The organism is Elusimicrobiales bacterium (assembly GCA_041651175.1).
Lineage (GTDB): Bacteria > Elusimicrobiota > Elusimicrobia > Elusimicrobiales > Elusimicrobiaceae > JAQTYB01.
Window position 1 is genome coordinate 1 of sequence record JBAZJT010000014.1, and the last position, 18,389, is coordinate 18,389.

Sequence of the window (18,389 nt, forward strand, 5' to 3'; positions counted from 1 at the left end):
TCCATTTCCAGCGTCATGGCTTAGTTTACGAACGACAGAGCGCAAACGGACGATTTCAGCGCGGTTCAGGCTCATCTTGTGTTGGAAACGAGCATTCCTTCAGGCTCATCTTGCATTGGATAATTCTACGGCGGGCTTTTTGTTTGCCAAAAAAGTAGAATAACTGTGCGCTATCCGCGCCGGAGGCCGTGATGTATATTCATCTTGAAGACTGGAAATGGAAAACCGTCATAGAGCCGCACAGAATCAAGACCGTGGAGCCGCTGGGGTTCACCAGCCGCAGGGAGCGCGGGGAAATACTGGCCCGCGCGCATTACAACCTTTTCAACATCCCCGCCGAGAAGGTGCTGCTGGATTTTCTTACCGACAGCGGCACCGGCGCTATGTCCGCCGCGCAATGGTCGGCGATAATGAGCGGCGACGAGTCTTATGCCGGCGCCTCCAGCTACTACCGCTTTGAGGCCGCCGTGCGCGGGCTTACCGGTTTTGGCGAGGTCATTCCCGCGCATCAGGGCCGCGCGGCGGAGCGGATATTGTTCTCTTTTGTGGGCGGCAAAGGGAAAACGGTGGTTTCCAATTCGCATTTTGACACCACCCGCGCCAATGTGGAAGCCGGCGGAGCCGAGGCGGTGGATTTGCCGGTAAAAGAGGCGCTGGATTTCGCGCGCCCCGGCGACTTCAAGGGCAACATGGACACCGCCGCGCTGGAGAAATTCATAAAGGAAAGAGGCGCGCAAAATATCGCCCTGTGCGTGATGACGGTTACCAACAACTCGCTGGGCGGGCAGCCGGTCTCGCTTGCCAACCTCAAACGGACCTATGAAATCTGCTCGGCGGCGAAAATACCGGTGTTCCTGGATATGGCCAGATTCGCCGAAAACGCCTATTTTATAAAGCTGCGCGAAAAGGGCTGCGAAAACCGCTCCGCGGAGGACATCGCAAAAGAGATGTTCAGATACGCCGACGGCTGCATGATGAGCGCCAAGAAAGACGCGCTGGTCAATATCGGCGGCTTCATGGCGATGAAGAACAAGGAGTGGGCCGCCCGCGCCCGGCAGGTATTGATTCTGGGCGAGGGATTCCCGACCTACGGCGGGCTTGCGGGCCGCGACCTGGACGCCATGGCGGTGGGGCTGGGCGAGGTGCTGGACGAGAAATACCTGGCTTACCGCATACGCTCCGCGCAGTATCTGGGCGACGGCCTGCGCAAGGCCGGGGTTCCGATAGTGGAGCCGCCCGGCGGCCATGCCGTGTATGTTGACGCGCGCCGCTTTTTGCCGCATATCCCGCCGGAGAAATTCCCGGCCCAGTCGCTGGCCTGCGCGCTGTATCTGGAAGGCGGCATCCGCACCGTGGAAATCGGGATGCTGATGTTCGGCAACCGCGACGCCAAGGGCAATTTCACCCCCGCCAGCATGGAACTGGTGCGCATCGCGCTGCCGCGCCGCGTTTACACGCAAAGCCATATAGATCTGCTTATAGAGGTTTTTGAGGAGTTGGCAAAGCGCAAAACCGGCATACGGGGGCTGGAGATAGAGGAAGCCCCCGCCGTGCTGGCGCATTTCACGGCAAAATTGCGGCCCGCGGAGAAAGAGCTTATCCTCAGCTAGAATAAATGTTCACAAAGGACACTTTTTCGCGTGTTCGCAAACAGGCGGAGGCCGTTGTCGGCGCGCAGAACGTGCGCGCAGACAACGGCAATCTCGCGCTTTATTCCTACGATTCGGGCCTTTCCCGCGCGCGGCCCGAGGCTGTCATCCATGTCCTCCGGACGGAGCAGCTTGCCCCGCTGATAAAGCTGCTGGCGGAAAACGATGTTCCCTTCGTGCCGCGCGGCGCGGGAACCAATCTGACCGGCGGCTGCGTGCCGCTTAAAGGCGGCGTCATCATAAACACCGCCGCGCTAAACCGCATTCTGGAGGTGGACACCGCCTCCGGCTATGCTCTTGCGGAGCCGGGCGCGGTAAACGGCGCGCTGCAGCGCGAGCTGGCGCGCGAGAATTTCTTCTTCGCGCCCGCGCCGGAGAGCGCGGCTGTCTCCACCATCGGCGGCAACATGGCCGAAAACTGCCGCGGCCCGCGCGCGTTCAAATACGGTCCGGCGGGGGCCTCGCTGCTGGAGGCGGAATTCGTCTCGCCGGAGGGGGAAACTCTGCGCTGGTCCGCCTCCGATGCGGGGCCGCTGCTGGCCCGGTTTTTTGCGGGGAGCGAGGGCTCGCTGGGCGCGGCGGCGCGGCTGCGGGTCAAAATTCTCAAATCCCCTGCGGCGGTCTGCTGCGCGCTTATAGGTTTCCGCGGCCCGGAAGGGCCCATAGACGCGGCGCGCGAGCTTGTGGCCGCCGGCATAATACCGCGCGCCGCCATCGGCATGGACAACGTCGCCGCCAGCGCCTCCGACAGCCTCGGGCTGGGCGCGTTTCCGCCGGAAAGCGCGGGCGCGCTGTTTCTGGAGCTGGACGCCGCCTCCGAAGATGAAATGTCCGCCGTCTGCGCCGCGGCGGAGAAAATATGCGCGGCGGCGGGGGCGGGGCCGGTGGTTTTTTCGCGGGACGCGGAGGGCCGCGCCGCGCTGCGCCTCCGGGCGGATGTTTACACGGCGATGGCGCGGCTTGCGCCAAACGCCGTGCTGGAGGATATGGCGGTGCCGCCGGCGTCGCTGGCGGTGGCGCTGGCCATGCTGCGCCACTGCGCCGCCAAATTTGACGCGCGCGCCGCGCTGGTCTATCACCCGGCCAGCGGCGTGCTGCGCCCCCAGCTTGTCTTTGACGAGCGTAACAGTTTTGAAGCGGGCCGCATCAAAAAGGCGGCGCGCGAAATGCTCAAATGCGCGGTTACGCTGGGCGGGCTGCCGGCCTGCGGTTTCGGCTCCGGCGTGGACAAGCGCATGGCCATGCACTGGATTTACGACAATGCCGCGCTGGAGTTGTTCCGCCGCATCAAAAAGGCCGCCGACCCGCGCGGCATAGCCAATCCCGACAAGATAATTCCCGTCGCCGGCGCGCGCGAGGGGGCCGAGGCTTTGCAGGAACGCGCGCAGCCGTCCCGCGCCGCGGCGGCGGTGGCGGCGGAGCTTGCCTCGCGTTTTGCCGCCGGCAGGGCCAGTTTTATCGCGGGGCATGGCGCCGCGCCCAGCGGGGCCGCGCCGCTGGATACGGGCGCGCTGGACGGGGTTGAGATTGACCGCGCCAACCGCTCGGCTGAGGCGGAGGCCTGCGTCCCCGTCGCCCGCCTGAAGGCAAAGGCCGCCGAACACGGTCTGCGGCTAAGGCTGCCGGATTATCCGGGCGGCATAGGCGCGCTGGCGGCGTCGGGCCGGTGCGCCGCGCTGCGGGAGATAATAACGGGAATCAAATTCGCGCTGGCCGACGGCAGCGTAATCCGAGCCGGCGGCAAATGCGCCGTGGACCCGCCGGGGACGGATGTCATCAGCCTGATGTGCGGTTCGCGCGGGGCCTACGGGGTGATACTGTCGCTCACGCTGCGCGCGGACGGCGCGGCAGACTGCTCCGCCCTTGCCGCGCGCAGGGAATTTTCGCCGGGGCCGTATCACCGCAGGCTCAAACGGGCTTTTGACCCGAAAAATCTGCTGAACCCTCATGTTTACGGGGAGAATGGCGATGCGGCTGCCTAAAATAGACGATTTTGTCCCCTATAACGAGCTTTATACCGCCGCCACGGAAGGCGCGCATCTCAAGACGCTGCTTACCGTCTCCGGCGAAAAGCCGGTATACGACTGCGCCGTCAAATGCAACCGCTGCGGCCTCTGCCTGGAAAAATGCCCCACTTATTCCGGCACAGGGGCGGAGAATTTCTCGCCGCGCGGGCGCGCGCAGCTGCTGCGCATGGCGATGGGCGGCAGGCTCAAGCTGGACGCGGACGCCGCCGTCCTGGCGGAATCGTTTTACAACTGCCTGCTGTGCGGCGCGTGTTCCGGCGCCTGCCATTCGCAGGTTCCGGTGCGGGAGCTTGCGCTGGAAGGCCGCAGGACATACCCGGAAAAGGGCGCCGGCGCGCTGGCGCGGGCGGTATTTGCGTGCGCGGCGCGGCGGCCCGCATTGGCGCGCGCGCTGATGAGGGCATTGTCCGCCGCGCGCGGCGCCGGGCTTGTGAGGCTGCTGTCCGCCGCCGGAGCGCTGGATACCGCCGACGCGCAATGGGCCGCGCGCTGGGACCGGCTGCATCCCCGCCGCGTCCGTTTCCTGGACGAAACCGCCGCAGCCGCCCCGGAGCTTAAGCGCGCCGGGCAGACCGGACGCTCCGGCTGTGTCTGCTTTATCGGCTGCCAGGCGAATTACCTGTATCCGAAAGAAGGCATGTCGGTGATACGGCTGGCGGACCGGTTTATCGGCCCCGTGCGGCTGCTTGGCGGGCTGTGCTGCGGCCTTAACTCGTATCTGTTCGGGGATATAGAGGACGCGCGCGCCGCCCTGCGCGCCGTTATAGCGCGTTACGAGGAGCTTTGCTCCGGCCAGCCGCTGCCGCTGGTTACGGACTGCGGCGAATGCTCCGCTTTTTTCAAACGGGCCGAGCAGTTGTTTTTGCAGGATCCGGCCTGGCGCCCGCGCGCGAAGGCTTTCGCCGGGGCCGTGCGGGATTCTCTGGAGATGGTGCCGGCGGAGCGCGGCGAATTCCTGCTTTCCGGCAGGGCGGACGCGGCTCTCATAAAAGCCAGAATTTCGCTGCACGAGAATGCCGCCTGCGCCCACTGGCAGTATTCGGCCTGCAAAGCCAGGCAGACGCTGGCGGCGGCCTTCGGCTCCAATTTCGTCCCGCTGGAAAACGCGGACGCGCCCTGCGGCGGCGAGTTCGGCGCGCCGCTTTTTTCCCCCGCCGCGGCAGACAGGCTGCTGCGCGCCAAAATTTCCGCCATAGCGGCGGCGCGGGCGGACATAGTGGCCTGCGGTTCACATTCGTCCGCGGCGCACATTGCCGCGGGGCTGAAAAAATACTATCCTCATGCCAAAGCCGTTCACTATGCCGTGCTTATTGACGAGGCCTGCGGTGGCTGACCCGGATGCGGAAAAAAAGCTGCGCCTGCTGATTAAATTCGGCGGGCTGATTTCGGCGGAAACCACAGTTGACGCGCTGCTGGAGATAATAGCGGACCAGATACGTCTAATCGCCGACGCGGACCGCTGCACCGTATTCCTGGCTGATATGGCGCGCAACGAACTGTGGTCCAAAGTCGCCCATGGCGGGCACAGGCGGGAAATCCGCGTGGCCATGGGCTCTGGCATAGCCGGCATCTGCGCCGTTACCGGCGAAACCATCAATGCAGGCGACGCCTATTCCGACCCCCGGTTTCTGCCCGATATAGATAAAACCACCGGCTACAAGACCCGCAATGTTCTGGCCGTGCCGCTTAAAAACAGCAAGGGCGAGCTGCTTGGTGTTTTTGAGGCGCTCAACAAAAAAAGCGGCGCGGGATTTACGCAGGGCGATATCGGGCTTTTGCAGCTTATGGGGACCTTGGCCGCCAACGCCATAGAAAACGCCAAGCTCTACGAGGATCTGCGCGCCACGCAGGAAGAAACCATTTACCGCCTGGCCGTAACCGCCGAGTACCGCGACCAGCAGGACACGGGGCGGCATTTACGGAACATAGGCCGGGTAACCTATCAGCTCGCGCTGGCGATGGGCCTGCAGCGCGAGGATGCCGAGGATATGCGCCGCGCCAGCGCGCTGCACGACATAGGCAAGGTCGCGCTGTGCGACGCGATACTGCTAAAGCCCGGCAAGCTCACCGCAGCCGAATTTGAGGAGATGAAAAAACACACCCTCTACGGCGCGAGAATACTTTCCAAGGCGGAAAGCCGGCTGCTGCGCATCGCCAGCCGGCTGGCCGCCGCCCATCACGAGAAATACGACGGCAGCGGTTATCCCGGCGGGCTAAAGGGCCGGGAAATCCCGCTGGAGGCGCGCATAGTGGCGGTGGCGGATGTTTTTGACGCGCTGTGCATGCCGCGCGTCTACAAGCCGGCCTGGGGCGCCAAACGCGCGTACGATTACATAATACGCCATGCGGGGCGGGCCTTTGACCCGGAAGTGGTGGAAGCCTTCCGGTCCATATTCCCCGAAATCAAAAAAATCTACGCCGACCAGCCGGAATAAGCCCGCCTTCCAAAGTTGGCGGCGAGAACCGGGACGGCGGATGGCGGGACAGCCTGTGCGGAAATTTTCTTGCATACCCACACGGCATGCGAGGAAAATCCCGCACAGGAATACCACGCTCCCCGCCGGCGAATTCCGCTGTCCAGCTGCGGGAAATGGGTTGCCTGAAACTTTCAGGTCAGGGAATGTTCTGCCGGTCGAAGTTGCGGTATTGCAGCACTTCCATGATGTGGGCTTTGGCGATTTCGGGCGCGCCTTCCAAATCGGCTATGGTGCGCGCCACTTTCAGGATTTTATCCAGGCTGCGGGCGGAGAGGCCGAAACGGTTCATCGCGGTCTCAAGCGTCGCGCTGCCGTCGGCGGGAACGGCGCAGAATTTCTTTATCTGGCTTACGCTCATGAAGCTGTTTGCGGTAGTGGCTGTTCCCGCAAAACGCCCGGCCTGAATTTTTCTGGCGCGGACCACGCGCGCGCGTATTTCCGACGAAGGCTCACCCTCGCTGGCCTGCGCCCAGTGGACGTATTTTACCGGCGCAAGCTGTATGTGCATGTCTATCCTGTCAATCAGCGGGCCGGAGAGCCGGCTGCGGTAGCGTTGAATTTGCAGCGGCGTGCAGGAGCAGGGCCTGTCGGGATGGCCGCAAAACCCGCACTGGCAGGGGTTGCTGGCAGCTATAAGCGTCAGCCTGGCGGGGTAGCAGACGGTCTCCTTGACGCGGGAGACTGTTACGCGGAAAGTCTCCAGCGGCTCGCGCAGCACTTCCAGAGTGGAGCGCGAAAATTCGGACAGCTCGTCCAGAAACAGCACCCCGTTGTGCGACAGCGACACCTCGCCGGGGCGCGGCGTTGTCCCGCCGCCCACAAGGGCGGCCTCGCTTATGGTGTGATGCGGGTCGCGGAAAGGGCGGCGGCGCATCAGGCTGCCGCCCCGCGTAAACCCGCAGACCGAATAGATTTTGGTGACTTCCAGCGCCTCGGTGTCGGTCATCGGCGGCAGTATGCCGGGGAAACGTTTTGCCAGCATGGACTTGCCGGAGCCGGGCGGCCCCATCATCAGCACGTTGTGTCCGCCCGCGGCGGCTATTTCCAGAGCGCGCTTTGCCAGCGGCTGGCCTTTCACCTCGCGGAAATCACCGTCGCCGCCGTCCGGCTGGGAGACGGCGCCGCATATCCCGCGCGCGCAGTCTTCCAGCGGGGCCTGCGCGGTTATGGCGGCGGCCAGCGTTTTAAGGTCCCGCGCGGCGCAGGCTTTCGCGCCGGAAACCGAAGCCTCCGCGCGGTTGGCGCGCGGCACCACCGCCGGGATATTGAGGTCTTTTGCCGCAAGCAGCATGGGCAGGATGCCGCTTACCGGGCGGATTTCCCCGTCCAGCGCCAGCTCGCCTATAAAAGCGGTACCGGACAGGGACTGCTCCGCGCCGTCCAGCTGGCCGCTGGCGGCCAGCACCCCCAGCGCTATCGGCAGGTCAAAATGCGTGCCGTTTTTTTTCAGTTCCGCCGGAGCGAGATTGACGGTTATTTTTTTAAGCGGGAAATCAAAACCGGAATTGCGGATGGCCGCCGCCACGCGGTCTTTGGATTCTTTTATTTCCGTGTCCGCCAGCCCTACTATGGAAAACGCGGGCAGCCCCGCCGCCGCGTCAACCTCTACCGAGACGGGAAACCCGTCTATCCCCTTTACTCCCAGCGAGCGGATTTTGGCGAACATCCGAAATCAGCGCGGGCCGGCTGCCGGCGCGGGTTTGGCGTCCTGCCGGGCGGGGGAATGGCTTTTCCTTCCGCCGGCAACCCACTGGTGGTAGGCGGCCTCGTCCTTTATAATCGGGTATTCGGGCAGCAGATGCAGGTTCAGGCGCAGCCGCTTGGCGCGGTCGGCAATCTCGTCGCAGACGCGGCGGCCCGGCCAGGGATAGCCTTCCAGAATGCTAAACAGCGGCTTGTTCATGCCAAGAAGATAAAGGTCGCCGTCCTTGTCGGCTCCGGCAACCATGTCTTTTTCCGCCAGGAGTGAAAAGCAGTTTTCTATAATATTGGCTGGCAGCGCGGGCGCGTTGACAGTGGCAAGCGCGACACGCTTTGCCCCCGCGTCAAAAGCCCAGCGCGCGGCGCAGGCGGCCTGTTCCGCCTCCGTGGCGCCTTTGAGCGAGAGAAACCCCGGGTCCTCCGGGTCCAGCCAGCGCAAATCCGGGTATTTGCCGATATTTTTATAAACGGCGGTGGGCTGTATTCCGTGCAACTTTTTTACAGCGGCGAAAAAATGCCGCGCCATGTCGGTATAGGCCGGGACGAGCTTGCTTTCGCCAAACCCCTCCGTCAGCCGGGGGGGCATTTCCTCCGCCATGGGGGCGTTGATAAAAACCAGAAGGCAATTTTCTTTCATGTCCCTAAATTATACCAAAATCTCAGAGGTCAAAAATGGCGAAGCGAGCAAATATTTATGTTTCGCTCAATAACAGGCAAGTATCCGCCGCGATAAGCCGCCGGGTCTGCGGTTTCAAGAAATTGCCGGAACCTTTGCAAATACATATTCGTTGAATACACAGGGATTGGCGGGATTTGTCCGCTCCGCCGCCAAATGGTAGAATTAAAAATCATTTCAGGAGAGCGCAATGTCTAATAAACCTGTGTGGCTGGTTACGGGCGGGGCGGGGTTCATAGGCTCCAATATCGCCGAGGAATTGGTGAAAATGGGCGCGCGGGTGCGCGTGCTGGATAATTTCTGCGCCGGGAAAAAAGGGAATATCGCCGCCTTCGCAGACAGGATAGAGCTTGTCAAAGGCGATATCCGCAGCGGTTCGGATTTGAGGAAATCGCTCAAAGGCGTTTCCTATGTGCTGCATCAGGCGGCTTTGCGCTCCGTCCCCAAATCCATGGACGCGCCGGAGCCTACCAACGAAAACAACGTGTCCGGCACGTTGAAGCTGCTTGCCGCCGCAAAAACCGCCGGGGTTAAACGGGTGGTGTACGCCTCCTCCAGCTCCGCCTACGGCGAGTGCAAGGTTTTCCCGCAGAAGGAGAATTTCGTTCCCGCGCCGGTGTCGCCTTACGCGGTAAGCAAGCTGGCGGCGGAATATTACTGCGTCATGTTCGCCAAAGCCTACGGGCTGGAAACCGTGTCGCTGCGCTATTTCAACGTGTTCGGCCCGCGGCAGGATCCCGCATCCAAATACTCGGCGGTTATTCCCAAATTCATGGCTTTGGCCAAAGCGGGCAAAACCGTGGAAGTCCACTGGGACGGCAAACAGTCGCGTGATTTCACTTATGTGGCCAATGTGGTGCAGGCCAATATCAGGGCCGCGCTTGCGCCGAAGGCGGCGGGCGGGGTTTACAATATCGGCTGCGGCAATTCCAAATCGCTGCTGGACCTGCTTGCGGCGATAGAACTGGCGCAGGGCCGCAAAATCGCCAGAAAATTCCTGCCCAAACGCGCCGGCGACGTGCGCAAGACTTTCGCCGACATCTCCGCCGCAAGGCGCGACCTGGGCTATAAACCGGTCGTCAACTTTGATGACGGAATCGCGAAAACATGGGAGTATTTCAAATGAAAATCGCTGTTACCGGCGGGCTGGGCTTTATAGGCTCTAATTTCGTGCGGCATGTGCTGGATAAACACACGGACTGGCATGTCCTCAACATAGATAAAAAAACATATGCCGGCAACCCGGATAATTTGCGCGATGTGTCCGGCAATCCGCGCTATAAATGGCTGCGCGCGGACATAGCCGATCTCAAAAAAATGCGCGCCGCGCTGGAGGGGATTGATGCGGTCGTCCATTTTGCGGCGGAGTCGCATGTGGACCGCTCCATACTGCATCCGGGCGATTTCATAAGGACCAATGTCGTCGGCACGCATTGCCTGCTGGAGGCGGCGCGCGCTTGCAATATCAAACGTTTCGTGCATGTCAGCACAGACGAGGTTTACGGCTCGGTGGAAGAAGGCCGCTCTGTGGAAACCGACCCGTTGCTGCCCAACAGCGCGTATTCCGCGTCCAAGGCATCGTCGGATTTGCTTGTCCGGGCTTATTTTGTCACATATAAACTGCCGGTGGTTACCACCCGCTGCACCAACAACTACGGCCCTTATCAATATCCCGAAAAGGCGCTGCCGCTGCTGATAACCAATGCCGGCGCGGACAAGCCCTTCCCGCTCTACGGCGACGGCAAGAACGTGCGCGAATGGATTTACGTGCAGGACCATGTGGAGGCGGTGGAGGCCGTGCTGCTAAAAGGCCGCGAGGGCGAAGTCTACAATATCGGCGGCGGCAAGCTGCTGTCCAATGTGGAAATCGTCAAGACCGTGCTGGACCTGATGGGCAAGCCGCATACCCTTATCCAGCCGGTTGCCGACCGTCCCGGCCACGACCGCCGCTACGCCCTTGACTGCGAAAAAATCGCGCGCGAGACCGGCTGGCGCCACCGCTTCAAATTCGAGGACGCCATAAAGCTCACCATAGACTGGTACGCGCAGAACCGCAAATGGTGGCTGAAGCTCAAAACCCGCGCCAAATACCGTAGCTATTACAAAAAGCAGTACGCGGGGAAGGCGAAGTAATATGCTGCCAACGCCGTCGTCCGTCGGCTGGATAGAGGTGGTCTGCGGCAGCATGTTCTCCGGCAAGACGCAGGAGCTTATACGGAGGCTGCGCCTTGCCACCATAGCGCGCCAGAAAGTGCAGGTTTTCAACTCCGCGTTGGACGTGCGCTACGGCAAGGACCATATAATCTCGCACGATATGGTCAAAGCGCCGTGCGAGCCGGTGCGCAGCTCCGCCGCGCTGCTCAAGGCGATGCGGCCCGACACCCAGGTGGTCGGCATAGACGAGATTCATTTTTTTGACGAGGGTATAGTGGACGCCTGCCAGAAACTCGCCGGAGAGGGCAAGCGCGTCATCGCCGCCGGGCTGGACCAGGATTATACCGGCAAGCCTTTTGAAAACACCGCAAAGCTAATGGCGGTGGCGGAATATGTCGCCAAGAATCTGGCGATTTGCATGGTATGCGGCAATCCCGCCAACCGCAGCCAGCGGGTAACGGGCGGGAAAAAGCGCATAGACGTCGGCGCGGCGGACAAATACGAAGCCCGCTGCCGCAAATGCTTCCGTGCGGAATGATTCGCCCGCAAGAATTTCAACGATGTCCAGAGAAGCATGTTTTTCGCTGCGGGATACGGCATAATGGAGCCGCAATATGGATAAAGAGCTTATTGCGAAGCTGAACAAAACGTTTGAAGAATCCGCCTGCGAACAAGACGGTGTCGAGTATTGGATGGCCAGGAATCTCCAGACACTTCTGGGCTATTCGGAGTGGCGCAACTTTTGCGAGGTGATAGACAAGGCGAAGATGGCATGCTTCAACTCGCGCCAGGATGTTGCCAACCATTTTGTTGAGGTCAACAAAATGGTCAGCATAGGTTCCGAAAGCGAGCGGGAAATAAAAGATGTCATGCTAACCCGGTATGCCTGCTATCTTATGGCGCAAAACGGGGATTCGCGCAAGGAACAAATTGCATTTGCTCAAAGTTATTTCGCGCTGCAGACCAGAAGGCAGGAATTGCTTGAGGAGCGGATTGCTTTGCAGGAGCGGCTCGTTGCCCGCAAAAAATTGGTTGAAACGGAAACCGAACTTTCAAAAACCATATACGAGCGCGGAGTGGACAGCCAGGGTTTCGGGCGCATTCGCAGCAAGGGGGGCCAGGCATTGTTTGGCGGAAAAAATACACAGGAAATGAAGCGCAAGCTCGGGGTGCCGGACAAGCGTCCGTTAGCCGATTTCCTGCCCACCATCACCATCAAAGCAAAAGATTTTGCCACGGAACTGACCAATTTCAACACCAAGAAGAAGAATTTGCACGGAGAGAATGCCATAACGCAAGAGCATGTTCAGAATAACAAAGATGTAAGAGCGGTTCTTGGAAAAAGCAGTATCGCGCCGGAACGGTTGCCGCCGGAGGAAGATATCCGGAAACTTGAGCGGCGCGTTAAATCAAGCAATCAAAAACTTATCGGGGACGCGAGGAAATTTCCGCGAAAGGATGCGTCCTAAAACGGATTCGGCACGTCTATAAAGACGGTTTTTACCGGGAATTTGGCGGCTATCACTTCTTTGAACGCAAGTATGCCCGCCTTCTCGGTGTTGTAATGCCCGCCGGAAATAAAATTCATTTTCGCCTCGCGGCAGTATTCGGGGACGGTTTCGCTGCGGTCGCCGCTGATGTATAAGTCGGCCCCGGCTTCATGCGCCTCCTCTATCATGGAGGACGCCCCGCCGCTGATGACGGCGATTGTGCGCGATTTTTCGGGCCCGCGGCTGATGACTGCGGGGCTGCCGCCTATGCGCCCGCTCAGGATTTCCGCCGCCTCGCCGGTTGAAAGCGGCCTGCGCAGCCGCCCGCAAAGCCCTATCAGATTTCCGTGATAATCGCCGAAAGGCTTTATATTGGCTGCGCCGAACCAGCTTATGATTTGCGCGTTGTTGCCGGTCTCCGGGTGCATGTCCAGCGGCAGGTGATAGGCGGCAAGGGACATGTCATGTTCCAGCAGGAGCCGGATTTTCCCTCCGAAAGTTCCGCGTATGGCGGCGGGCTTGCTCCATATCAGCCCGTGATGGACAAAAGCCATTTGCGCGCCCTCCGCCGCCGCCAGCCGCAGGAATTCATAAGAGGCCGAGACGCCGAACGCGATTTTTTTAACCCCGCGCGCGCCTTCAACCTGAAGCCCGTTCAGCGAAGCGTCCGGTATTTTGGCCGAGTGCAGATAAATGTCCGCGAATTTTACGATTGCGTCCCTGCCCGCCATAGTCCCTCCGTCAGCAAGCCTTCTTGCGAAAACCAGTGTATAAGTAATATCATTATCACAGACGAAACCGCAAGGAGGAGCCATGTCCGCCGCGACAAGAAAACCGCTTATAGCCGGAAACTGGAAAATGCACAACACCATAGACGAATCCGCCGCTTTGGCAAAAGCGCTGGCGGGAGGAGCGAGCGCGGACGCGCAGACTCTGGTCGCGCCCTCTTTCACCGCGCTCAATGCCGTCGCCCGGGCGGTTAAAGGGACCGGCATTCTGGTCGCCGCGCAGGACTGCTGTTGGGAGGACAAGGGCGCTTTCACCGGCGCGGTTTCCCCGGCGCAAATCAAAGACGCGGGGGCGACGCATGTCATAATCGGTCATTCGGAGCGCCGCGCCATTTTCGGCGATACGGACGGAATTGTCAACCGCAAAATCGCCGCCGCGCTGCGGCACGGGCTGGTTCCGGTCTTCTGCGTCGGAGAAACGTTGGAAGAGCGCGAATCGGGCAAAACAGAGAAAGTGCTGGAAACCCAGCTTGAAGGCGGGCTGAAAGGCTTTTCCGCCGCGCAGCTTTCGGAGCTGGTCATCGCCTACGAGCCGGTGTGGGCGATAGGCACCGGCAAAACAGCGACGCCGCAGCAGGCGCAGGACGCGCACCTGTTCATACGCGGGAAGGTTTCGGCGCTGCTGGGCGCGGATTTCGCGAAAAAGGTACGCATACTCTACGGCGGCTCCGTCAAGCCGGAGAACATAGACGAGCTTATGGACCGCCCCGACCTTGACGGCGCGCTTGTGGGCGGCGCCAGCCTCAAAGCCGACGGATTTTTGAGAATTATGAATTTCAGGAGGAAGCCATGACCGACAATGCAGCGTGCGTGGGTACCGTAGCGGCGGACAGGGGCTGCCTGTCAAAACCGATTCCGGCGGGGATTTCCAACCGCCATCTGCATCTGAGCAAAGAGCATTTCAAGACGCTCTACGGCGCGGATGCCGAGCCTACTCTTTACCGTCCCATCACCCAGCCCGGGTTTTACGCCTGCAACGAATGCTTCACGCTGGAAACCGAAAAGGGCAAATTTGAAAACGTGCGCATGATAGGCCCCTACCGCCCGCAGACGCAGATAGAAATCAGCATCTCGGACGCGATAAAGCTGGGCCTCAAGCCGCCGGTGCGCGATTCCGGCAAGCTGGAAAACACCCCCGGCCTCAAGATAACCGGCCCCAAGGGAAGCATTACCCTGCTTTCCGGCGTGATAATATCCAAGCGGCACATACATTTCTCTCCGGCGGACGCGCAGGAATTCGGCGTAAAAGACGGGCAGATAGTGTCCGTGCGCTGCGGACGCGGCGGGGAGCGGGAGCTTGTGTTCGGCCAGGTGCTGTGCCGGGTGAGCGACAAGTTCAAGCTGGAACTGCATGTGGACGTGGAGGAGGCCAACTCCGCCATGATTAAAAACGGGGACAGCATTTACATAGAACCGGCGCGCTGAAGCGCTTTGCCATGAAAGTCTGTCCTGAATGCCAGTATCAGAATCCCGACAACTGGCTTAAATGCGAGGTCTGCGGCAGGAGCGTGGCGGATGTTTCCGCCGCGCCGGAGCCGCAGGAGCGGGTTTCCTCCGCGCGGGTCCGGCCCGCATGGCGCGTTGCCGCTGCGCTGGCCGCGGTCGGCTGCGGCGTCTGGGGCTACCGCATTGCCGCGCGGCATTTTGCCGCAAAGCCGGTTCAGCCCGCGCCCCATGCCGCGCAGCAGCCGTCCGCGCAGGAAGAGGAGGCGCCGGAGGAGACTCCGGCCTATGGCGGCGACACCGTCGCGCTTTTACGCTCCATGTCATCACTTAAAATGCCGGGAGAGGAAGAGGCGGTTATGCTGATGCGCGCATTCTCCGACGATGTTCCGGCTGTGCGCGCCCAGGCCGCGGCCACGGCGGCGGAATGGGTGCTGTCGGGAGCAAGCTATATTCCCTCGCTGCCGGACAGGCTGCTTAAAGCGATGGCGGACCGGGATTTTCTGGTGCGCGCCCAGGCTGCGCGCGAATTGCACAGGCTGTTTTCCTCGCCCAAAGCCGCGGCGGCCTGCGGGCTGTCCGCCGCGATGCGCGACGCGAAGTTTTCCGCCCCGCTTTCCGGCGCGGTTGCGGCGGCGCTGTCGGACGGATATGAGGATGTCCGCGCCGCCGCCGCCGCGCTGGCGGGCGACACCGGCGGGGCGGAGCTTAAGGAAAAGCTGGCCGGGCTTGTGCGCTCGGAGCGGGATATACCGGTGGCCGCGCAGGCGGCGGGCTCCCTGGCGCGGCTGGGCGACGGGCGGGGGGTGAAGTATCTGCTTTCCCTGATGGCTTCCGGCGATGATGGCGCGCGCGAGTTGGCCGCCGGAATGCTTGCCGGCGCGGGCGACGCGCGGGCCGACGGCGCGCTGCGCAAGCTGGCCGGCGACGCCAGCACCGGCGTGCGCCGCGCCGCGCAACTGTCGCTGCAGCACCGCCGGCGCGAACCGGCTGTTATAAATTAGCCGGGATACGGAAATTCTGGACAGGAGGAGGACGGACATGACGCTTCCCGACGCCGCCGGCCTGGCCGGCATCATAGACCATACTCTGCTAAAGGCTTCTGCCACGCCGGCGGACATTGAAAAACTGGCCGCGGAGGCGCTGCAACACCGTTTCGCCTCCGTGTGCGTAAATCCCTGCCATGCCGCGTTGTGCGCGCGGCTGTTGAAAAATTCTCCGGTCAAAGTCTGTGTCGTTATAGGCTTTCCGCTTGGCGCCAACACTTCCGCCGTCAAGGCCGAGGAGGCGCGCTCCGCCGCCGCCGATGGCGCCGACGAGTTGGACATGGTGATTAACATCGGCGCGCTCAGGTCCGGCGGCGACGGGCTTGTCCAGTCCGATATAGAGGCGGTGCGCCGCGCCGTCCCTGGGAAAATTCTGAAAGTCATAATTGAAACCGCGTACCTGACCGATGCGGAAAAAACGCGCGCCTGCCTGCTGGCCAAACGCGCCGGCGCGGATTTCGTGAAAACCTCCACCGGATTTGCGCCTTCCGGCGCTACTGCGGCGGATATAGCGCTGATGCGCGCCGCCGTCGGGCCGGACATGGGGGTGAAAGCCTCCGGCGGGATAAAGGACGCGGCTTTTGCGCTGGCGCTGGTAAAAGCCGGGGCGACGCGCCTTGGCACCAGTTCCGGCGCGGCGATAGTTTCCGGCCGGGAGGGCGGCGCGTATTAGGTTTTCCTCGCGGCGATGATAACATACTGGGAGATACGTCCTGAGCCTTCCGTGCGCGACAGCCGCCGCCACGCGCTTTACATAGACGGCGACAAAGAAGATGTCGCTGCCATCCTTCTTAAACTCGGCAACCACTGCGGCCGGCCCCGCCGCGTGGCCGAGCCTTACACCTACCGCTTCTACATACATTCCGCCGACGCCGAACTGCTGGACAACGCCGCCGATATAATGGCCGCCGCCGCCGCCGAATCCCAGCGGCGCGCCAGGCGGGCCGCCTACTCCCGCCGCAGGCCGCTGCAAAATCCCGCGCCGGGATTCCGTCCGCCGCCCGCCGTGGTGCCGGAGGAGGCGCCGCCCGCCCCGGCGCAGGAGGAAAACCCGCCGGACGCTCCGGCATTTGCCGGGCCGGACCCTACGGCATTTATGAGCAAGACGGACGGCGGGATTGAGTCTCCGGCGCAGGCCGCGCAGCCGGAAGGCGCCGCCGCACCGCCGCAAAATTCCGTAGAAGAGGAAAAGCCGCCTCTGGATATGGAGGTGTTCATGCAGGCGGGCGCCATAACGTCGTTTCCGGGAACCGTCAGCGAGGGCGGCGTTATCCAGCTTGAAGAGCCGTCCGCGGAGGGGCAGGCCGGGCCGGACGGCGCGGATGTTTTCGTCCGCCGGGCCGCGAATGAAACCTGGACCGCGCCCAGTTTCTCCGGACTGGGCCCGCCGGAACAGCCCCGGCCCATGCAGGAAGCGCAGCAGCCGTTTCCCGGCGCGGAGCCGGGCGCGGAGCCTTTTGTGATTTCGCCCCGGGACACCGAGCGGCAGGCGTTTGAAATATTCGGCAGCGTTCAGGAGGATGCGGCGCGCGCCGAAGAGGAGATAATCCCTCCCCGCCCGTGGTCGCTGGAAATGCCTGTCAACCCCCTCTACACCTTTGACACGCTGGTGGTGGGGGCCAACCGCTTTGCGCATGCGGCGGCAAATTCCGTGGTTGAAAATCCCGGGGGCATGTACAACCCTCTTGTCATTTTCGGGCCCGCTGGCAGCGGCAAAACCCATTTCATAAACGCGGTGGCTTATGCGCTTTTACCGGTGCTGGGGCAGGAGGCGCTGTTTTTCACCGACGGCGCGCGCTTTTCCCGCGGGATGGAGCAGCTTGCCTCCGGCGGAGCGGACGAGCTTAAGAACCTGGCGGAACGGACAAGGGCGGTGTTTATAGACGATATAGACCTTATGTCCGTTTCTGACGCCAACAGGGTGTCTGCGGCGCAGTGGCTGGATTCCGCCGTTAAGGGGGGAAAGCAGATAGTGGTCGCTTCCAGCCTGCCGCCGGAGCAGCTCGTGGCGCTGGAGGAAAATCTGGGTTTCAAGTTCGATACCGGCTGGTCGGCGGAATTAAAGTGCCCGTCCGGAAAATTTTACGGCGCGATAGTCTCAAAAATGATGGAAAGCAGCGGCATCGCCCTGTCGGACGAAAGCGTGTTCAGGCTTTTCGGCAAGTCGCAGATGCCGCTTGATGCCGTAAGGCGCATAATAGCCGATGCGCTGAAACTTGAAAAACTGTCCGCCGCCGCAGGCGGCGCGGCCGTGCAGCGCGCCGATGCGTTTGACATGCTTCTGGCTGCGGACGGCGGCGGGGACAAGTCGTTGCCGGACGTGCCGGAGCTTCAGCGCGCCGCGGATTCTGATTTTTCAGGGCGCGAATGGGGCCGCTGGGCGTTTCTGTGCCAGACCGGAGATTTGCGGTATGTGCGCTGGGCGGCGCTTTCGCTGACCGAGCGTGCCCGCGAAATGAAGCTGGAAGGCGGTTTCGAAATCACCCTTGCCCGGGAATACGATTATGCCCGCATGGCCGACGCCGCCTATGATTTGGCCGAAGCCTGCCGCGGCGCCCGCGTGAAATCCGCAGTGATTCTGCTGCCCGCGGACGGGAAAAAGGCCGCGCGCGACGAATTCGCCAGGCTGGTGCGCCATATTCTGGAAGCTGCGGGAACGTTCTGCGCCACGCTTGAGATGGAGCAGTTGAAATCGCCGTCCGCATACTCGCGTATACTGCTGGATTTGATTTGACGCCGCCCTTATTGACTCCTGCGCAAGTAATGTCCCGTGCGGTTGACCGCAGTCGCGTTTGAGGCAAGCATCATGCGCGCGTCGATGTCCGTATGCAGGCGCATGGCGGCGCCGCATCACCCGCGAATGCGGACGTATGGGGCACTGCTTATGTCCGGCTCAATAAGTTTGTATACTGTGTTCGCGCGCGAAGGGGTATGCGAC

16 protein-coding genes are annotated in these 18,389 nt (G+C 61.7%); 13 read left to right on the forward strand and 3 right to left on the reverse strand.

What is annotated here, in order from left to right; genetic code table 11:
• Positions 1–191 precede the first annotated feature (191 nt).
• From WC421_08430 to WC421_08445, 4 genes are read left to right on the forward strand one after another with little or no spacing between them, the layout of a single operon-like run.
• Positions 192–1,610, forward strand: a complete 1,419-nt coding sequence (locus WC421_08430; GenBank protein MFA5162258.1) for a tryptophanase — start codon at positions 192–194, stop codon at positions 1,608–1,610.
• A 5-nt stretch (positions 1,611–1,615) separates the two neighbouring features.
• Positions 1,616–3,631 (forward strand): FAD-binding protein, encoded by a 2,016-nt coding sequence (locus tag WC421_08435; protein MFA5162259.1) that lies wholly within the window; start codon positions 1,616–1,618, stop codon positions 3,629–3,631.
• Positions 3,618–5,009 (forward strand): (Fe-S)-binding protein, encoded by a 1,392-nt coding sequence (locus tag WC421_08440; GenBank protein ID MFA5162260.1) that lies wholly within the window; start codon positions 3,618–3,620, stop codon positions 5,007–5,009. The genes WC421_08435 and WC421_08440 overlap by 14 nt, the downstream gene beginning before the upstream one ends.
• Positions 5,002–6,111 (forward strand): HD domain-containing phosphohydrolase, encoded by a 1,110-nt coding sequence (locus WC421_08445; GenBank protein ID MFA5162261.1) that lies wholly within the window; start codon positions 5,002–5,004, stop codon positions 6,109–6,111. The genes WC421_08440 and WC421_08445 overlap by 8 nt, the downstream gene beginning before the upstream one ends.
• A gap of 178 nt (positions 6,112–6,289) precedes the next feature.
• On the opposite strand, the gene WC421_08450 is transcribed toward WC421_08445, so the two are convergent.
• Together WC421_08450 and WC421_08455 are read right to left on the reverse strand one after the other, a co-directional pair.
• A complete protein-coding gene (locus WC421_08450) occupies positions 6,290–7,819 on the reverse strand; it encodes a YifB family Mg chelatase-like AAA ATPase (GenBank protein MFA5162262.1) in 1,530 nt (509 codons plus the stop codon).
• A gap of 6 nt (positions 7,820–7,825) precedes the next feature.
• Positions 7,826–8,491 (reverse strand): DUF2064 domain-containing protein, encoded by a 666-nt coding sequence (locus tag WC421_08455; GenBank protein MFA5162263.1) that lies wholly within the window; start codon positions 8,489–8,491, stop codon positions 7,826–7,828.
• Between the two features lie 229 nt (positions 8,492–8,720).
• Between WC421_08455 and WC421_08460 the strand changes: the two genes are divergently transcribed.
• From WC421_08460 to dinD, 4 genes are all read left to right on the forward strand, one after another.
• Complete coding sequence (locus tag WC421_08460; GenBank protein MFA5162264.1) at positions 8,721–9,656, forward strand: SDR family oxidoreductase; 936 nt, start codon at positions 8,721–8,723, stop codon at positions 9,654–9,656.
• Positions 9,653–10,663 carry a dTDP-glucose 4,6-dehydratase gene (gene rfbB, locus WC421_08465; GenBank protein ID MFA5162265.1) on the forward strand — a complete coding sequence of 337 codons (1,011 nt, stop codon included), beginning with the start codon at positions 9,653–9,655 and terminating at the stop codon, positions 10,661–10,663. Before WC421_08460 ends, rfbB begins: the two co-directional genes overlap by 4 nt.
• 1 nt (position 10,664) lies before the next feature.
• A complete protein-coding gene (locus tag WC421_08470) occupies positions 10,665–11,222 on the forward strand; it encodes a thymidine kinase (protein MFA5162266.1) in 558 nt (185 codons plus the stop codon).
• Between the two features lie 76 nt (positions 11,223–11,298).
• On the forward strand, positions 11,299–12,153 hold the full coding sequence (gene dinD / locus WC421_08475; protein MFA5162267.1) for a DNA damage-inducible protein D: 855 nt from the start codon (positions 11,299–11,301) through the stop codon (positions 12,151–12,153).
• Here dinD and WC421_08480 read toward each other — a convergent pair.
• A complete protein-coding gene (locus WC421_08480) occupies positions 12,150–12,905 on the reverse strand; it encodes a Nif3-like dinuclear metal center hexameric protein (protein MFA5162268.1) in 756 nt (251 codons plus the stop codon). The genes dinD and WC421_08480 overlap by 4 nt on opposite strands.
• Before the next feature lie 82 nt (positions 12,906–12,987).
• Here WC421_08480 and tpiA point away from each other — a divergent pair, with 82 nt between their 5' ends.
• The 5 genes from tpiA to WC421_08505 are packed head-to-tail and all read left to right on the forward strand — an operon-like array spanning position 12,988 to position 18,185.
• The gene (gene tpiA, locus WC421_08485; GenBank protein MFA5162269.1) at positions 12,988–13,755 is read left to right on the forward strand and encodes a triose-phosphate isomerase; all 768 of its coding nucleotides are present in this window, start codon (positions 12,988–12,990) and stop codon (positions 13,753–13,755) included.
• The gene (locus WC421_08490) at positions 13,752–14,387 is read left to right on the forward strand and encodes a phosphate propanoyltransferase (GenBank protein MFA5162270.1); all 636 of its coding nucleotides are present in this window, start codon (positions 13,752–13,754) and stop codon (positions 14,385–14,387) included. The genes tpiA and WC421_08490 overlap by 4 nt, the downstream gene beginning before the upstream one ends.
• 11 nt (positions 14,388–14,398) lie before the next feature.
• Entirely contained in the window at positions 14,399–15,409 is a 1,011-nt protein-coding gene (locus tag WC421_08495; protein MFA5162271.1) for a HEAT repeat domain-containing protein, read from the forward strand.
• Between the two features lie 37 nt (positions 15,410–15,446).
• On the forward strand, positions 15,447–16,124 hold the full coding sequence (gene deoC, locus WC421_08500) for a deoxyribose-phosphate aldolase (protein ID MFA5162272.1): 678 nt from the start codon (positions 15,447–15,449) through the stop codon (positions 16,122–16,124).
• Positions 16,125–16,139: 15 nt separating this feature from the next.
• A complete protein-coding gene (locus tag WC421_08505; protein MFA5162273.1) occupies positions 16,140–18,185 on the forward strand; it encodes a DnaA/Hda family protein in 2,046 nt (681 codons plus the stop codon).
• Positions 18,186–18,389 lie beyond the last annotated feature (204 nt).

Bases quoted from the DNA above. Each gene is read 5' to 3' on its own strand.
- WC421_08430 (MFA5162258.1), top strand. From the start codon at position 192: ATGTATATTCATCTTGAAGACTGGAAATGGAAAACCGTCATAGAGCCG.
- WC421_08435 (MFA5162259.1), top strand. From the start codon at position 1,616: ATGTTCACAAAGGACACTTTTTCGCGTGTTCGCAAACAGGCGGAGGCC.
- WC421_08440 (MFA5162260.1), top strand. From the start codon at position 3,618: ATGCGGCTGCCTAAAATAGACGATTTTGTCCCCTATAACGAGCTTTAT.
- WC421_08450 (MFA5162262.1), bottom strand. From the start codon at position 7,819: ATGTTCGCCAAAATCCGCTCGCTGGGAGTAAAGGGGATAGACGGGTTT.
- WC421_08455 (MFA5162263.1), bottom strand. From the start codon at position 8,491: ATGAAAGAAAATTGCCTTCTGGTTTTTATCAACGCCCCCATGGCGGAG.
- WC421_08460 (MFA5162264.1), top strand. From the start codon at position 8,721: ATGTCTAATAAACCTGTGTGGCTGGTTACGGGCGGGGCGGGGTTCATA.
- rfbB (MFA5162265.1), top strand. From the start codon at position 9,653: ATGAAAATCGCTGTTACCGGCGGGCTGGGCTTTATAGGCTCTAATTTC.
- WC421_08470 (MFA5162266.1), top strand. From the start codon at position 10,665: ATGCTGCCAACGCCGTCGTCCGTCGGCTGGATAGAGGTGGTCTGCGGC.
- dinD (MFA5162267.1), top strand. From the start codon at position 11,299: ATGGATAAAGAGCTTATTGCGAAGCTGAACAAAACGTTTGAAGAATCC.
- WC421_08480 (MFA5162268.1), bottom strand. From the start codon at position 12,905: ATGGCGGGCAGGGACGCAATCGTAAAATTCGCGGACATTTATCTGCAC.
- tpiA (MFA5162269.1), top strand. From the start codon at position 12,988: ATGTCCGCCGCGACAAGAAAACCGCTTATAGCCGGAAACTGGAAAATG.
- WC421_08490 (MFA5162270.1), top strand. From the start codon at position 13,752: ATGACCGACAATGCAGCGTGCGTGGGTACCGTAGCGGCGGACAGGGGC.
- WC421_08495 (MFA5162271.1), top strand. From the start codon at position 14,399: ATGAAAGTCTGTCCTGAATGCCAGTATCAGAATCCCGACAACTGGCTT.
- deoC (MFA5162272.1), top strand. From the start codon at position 15,447: ATGACGCTTCCCGACGCCGCCGGCCTGGCCGGCATCATAGACCATACT.
- WC421_08505 (MFA5162273.1), top strand. From the start codon at position 16,140: ATGATAACATACTGGGAGATACGTCCTGAGCCTTCCGTGCGCGACAGC.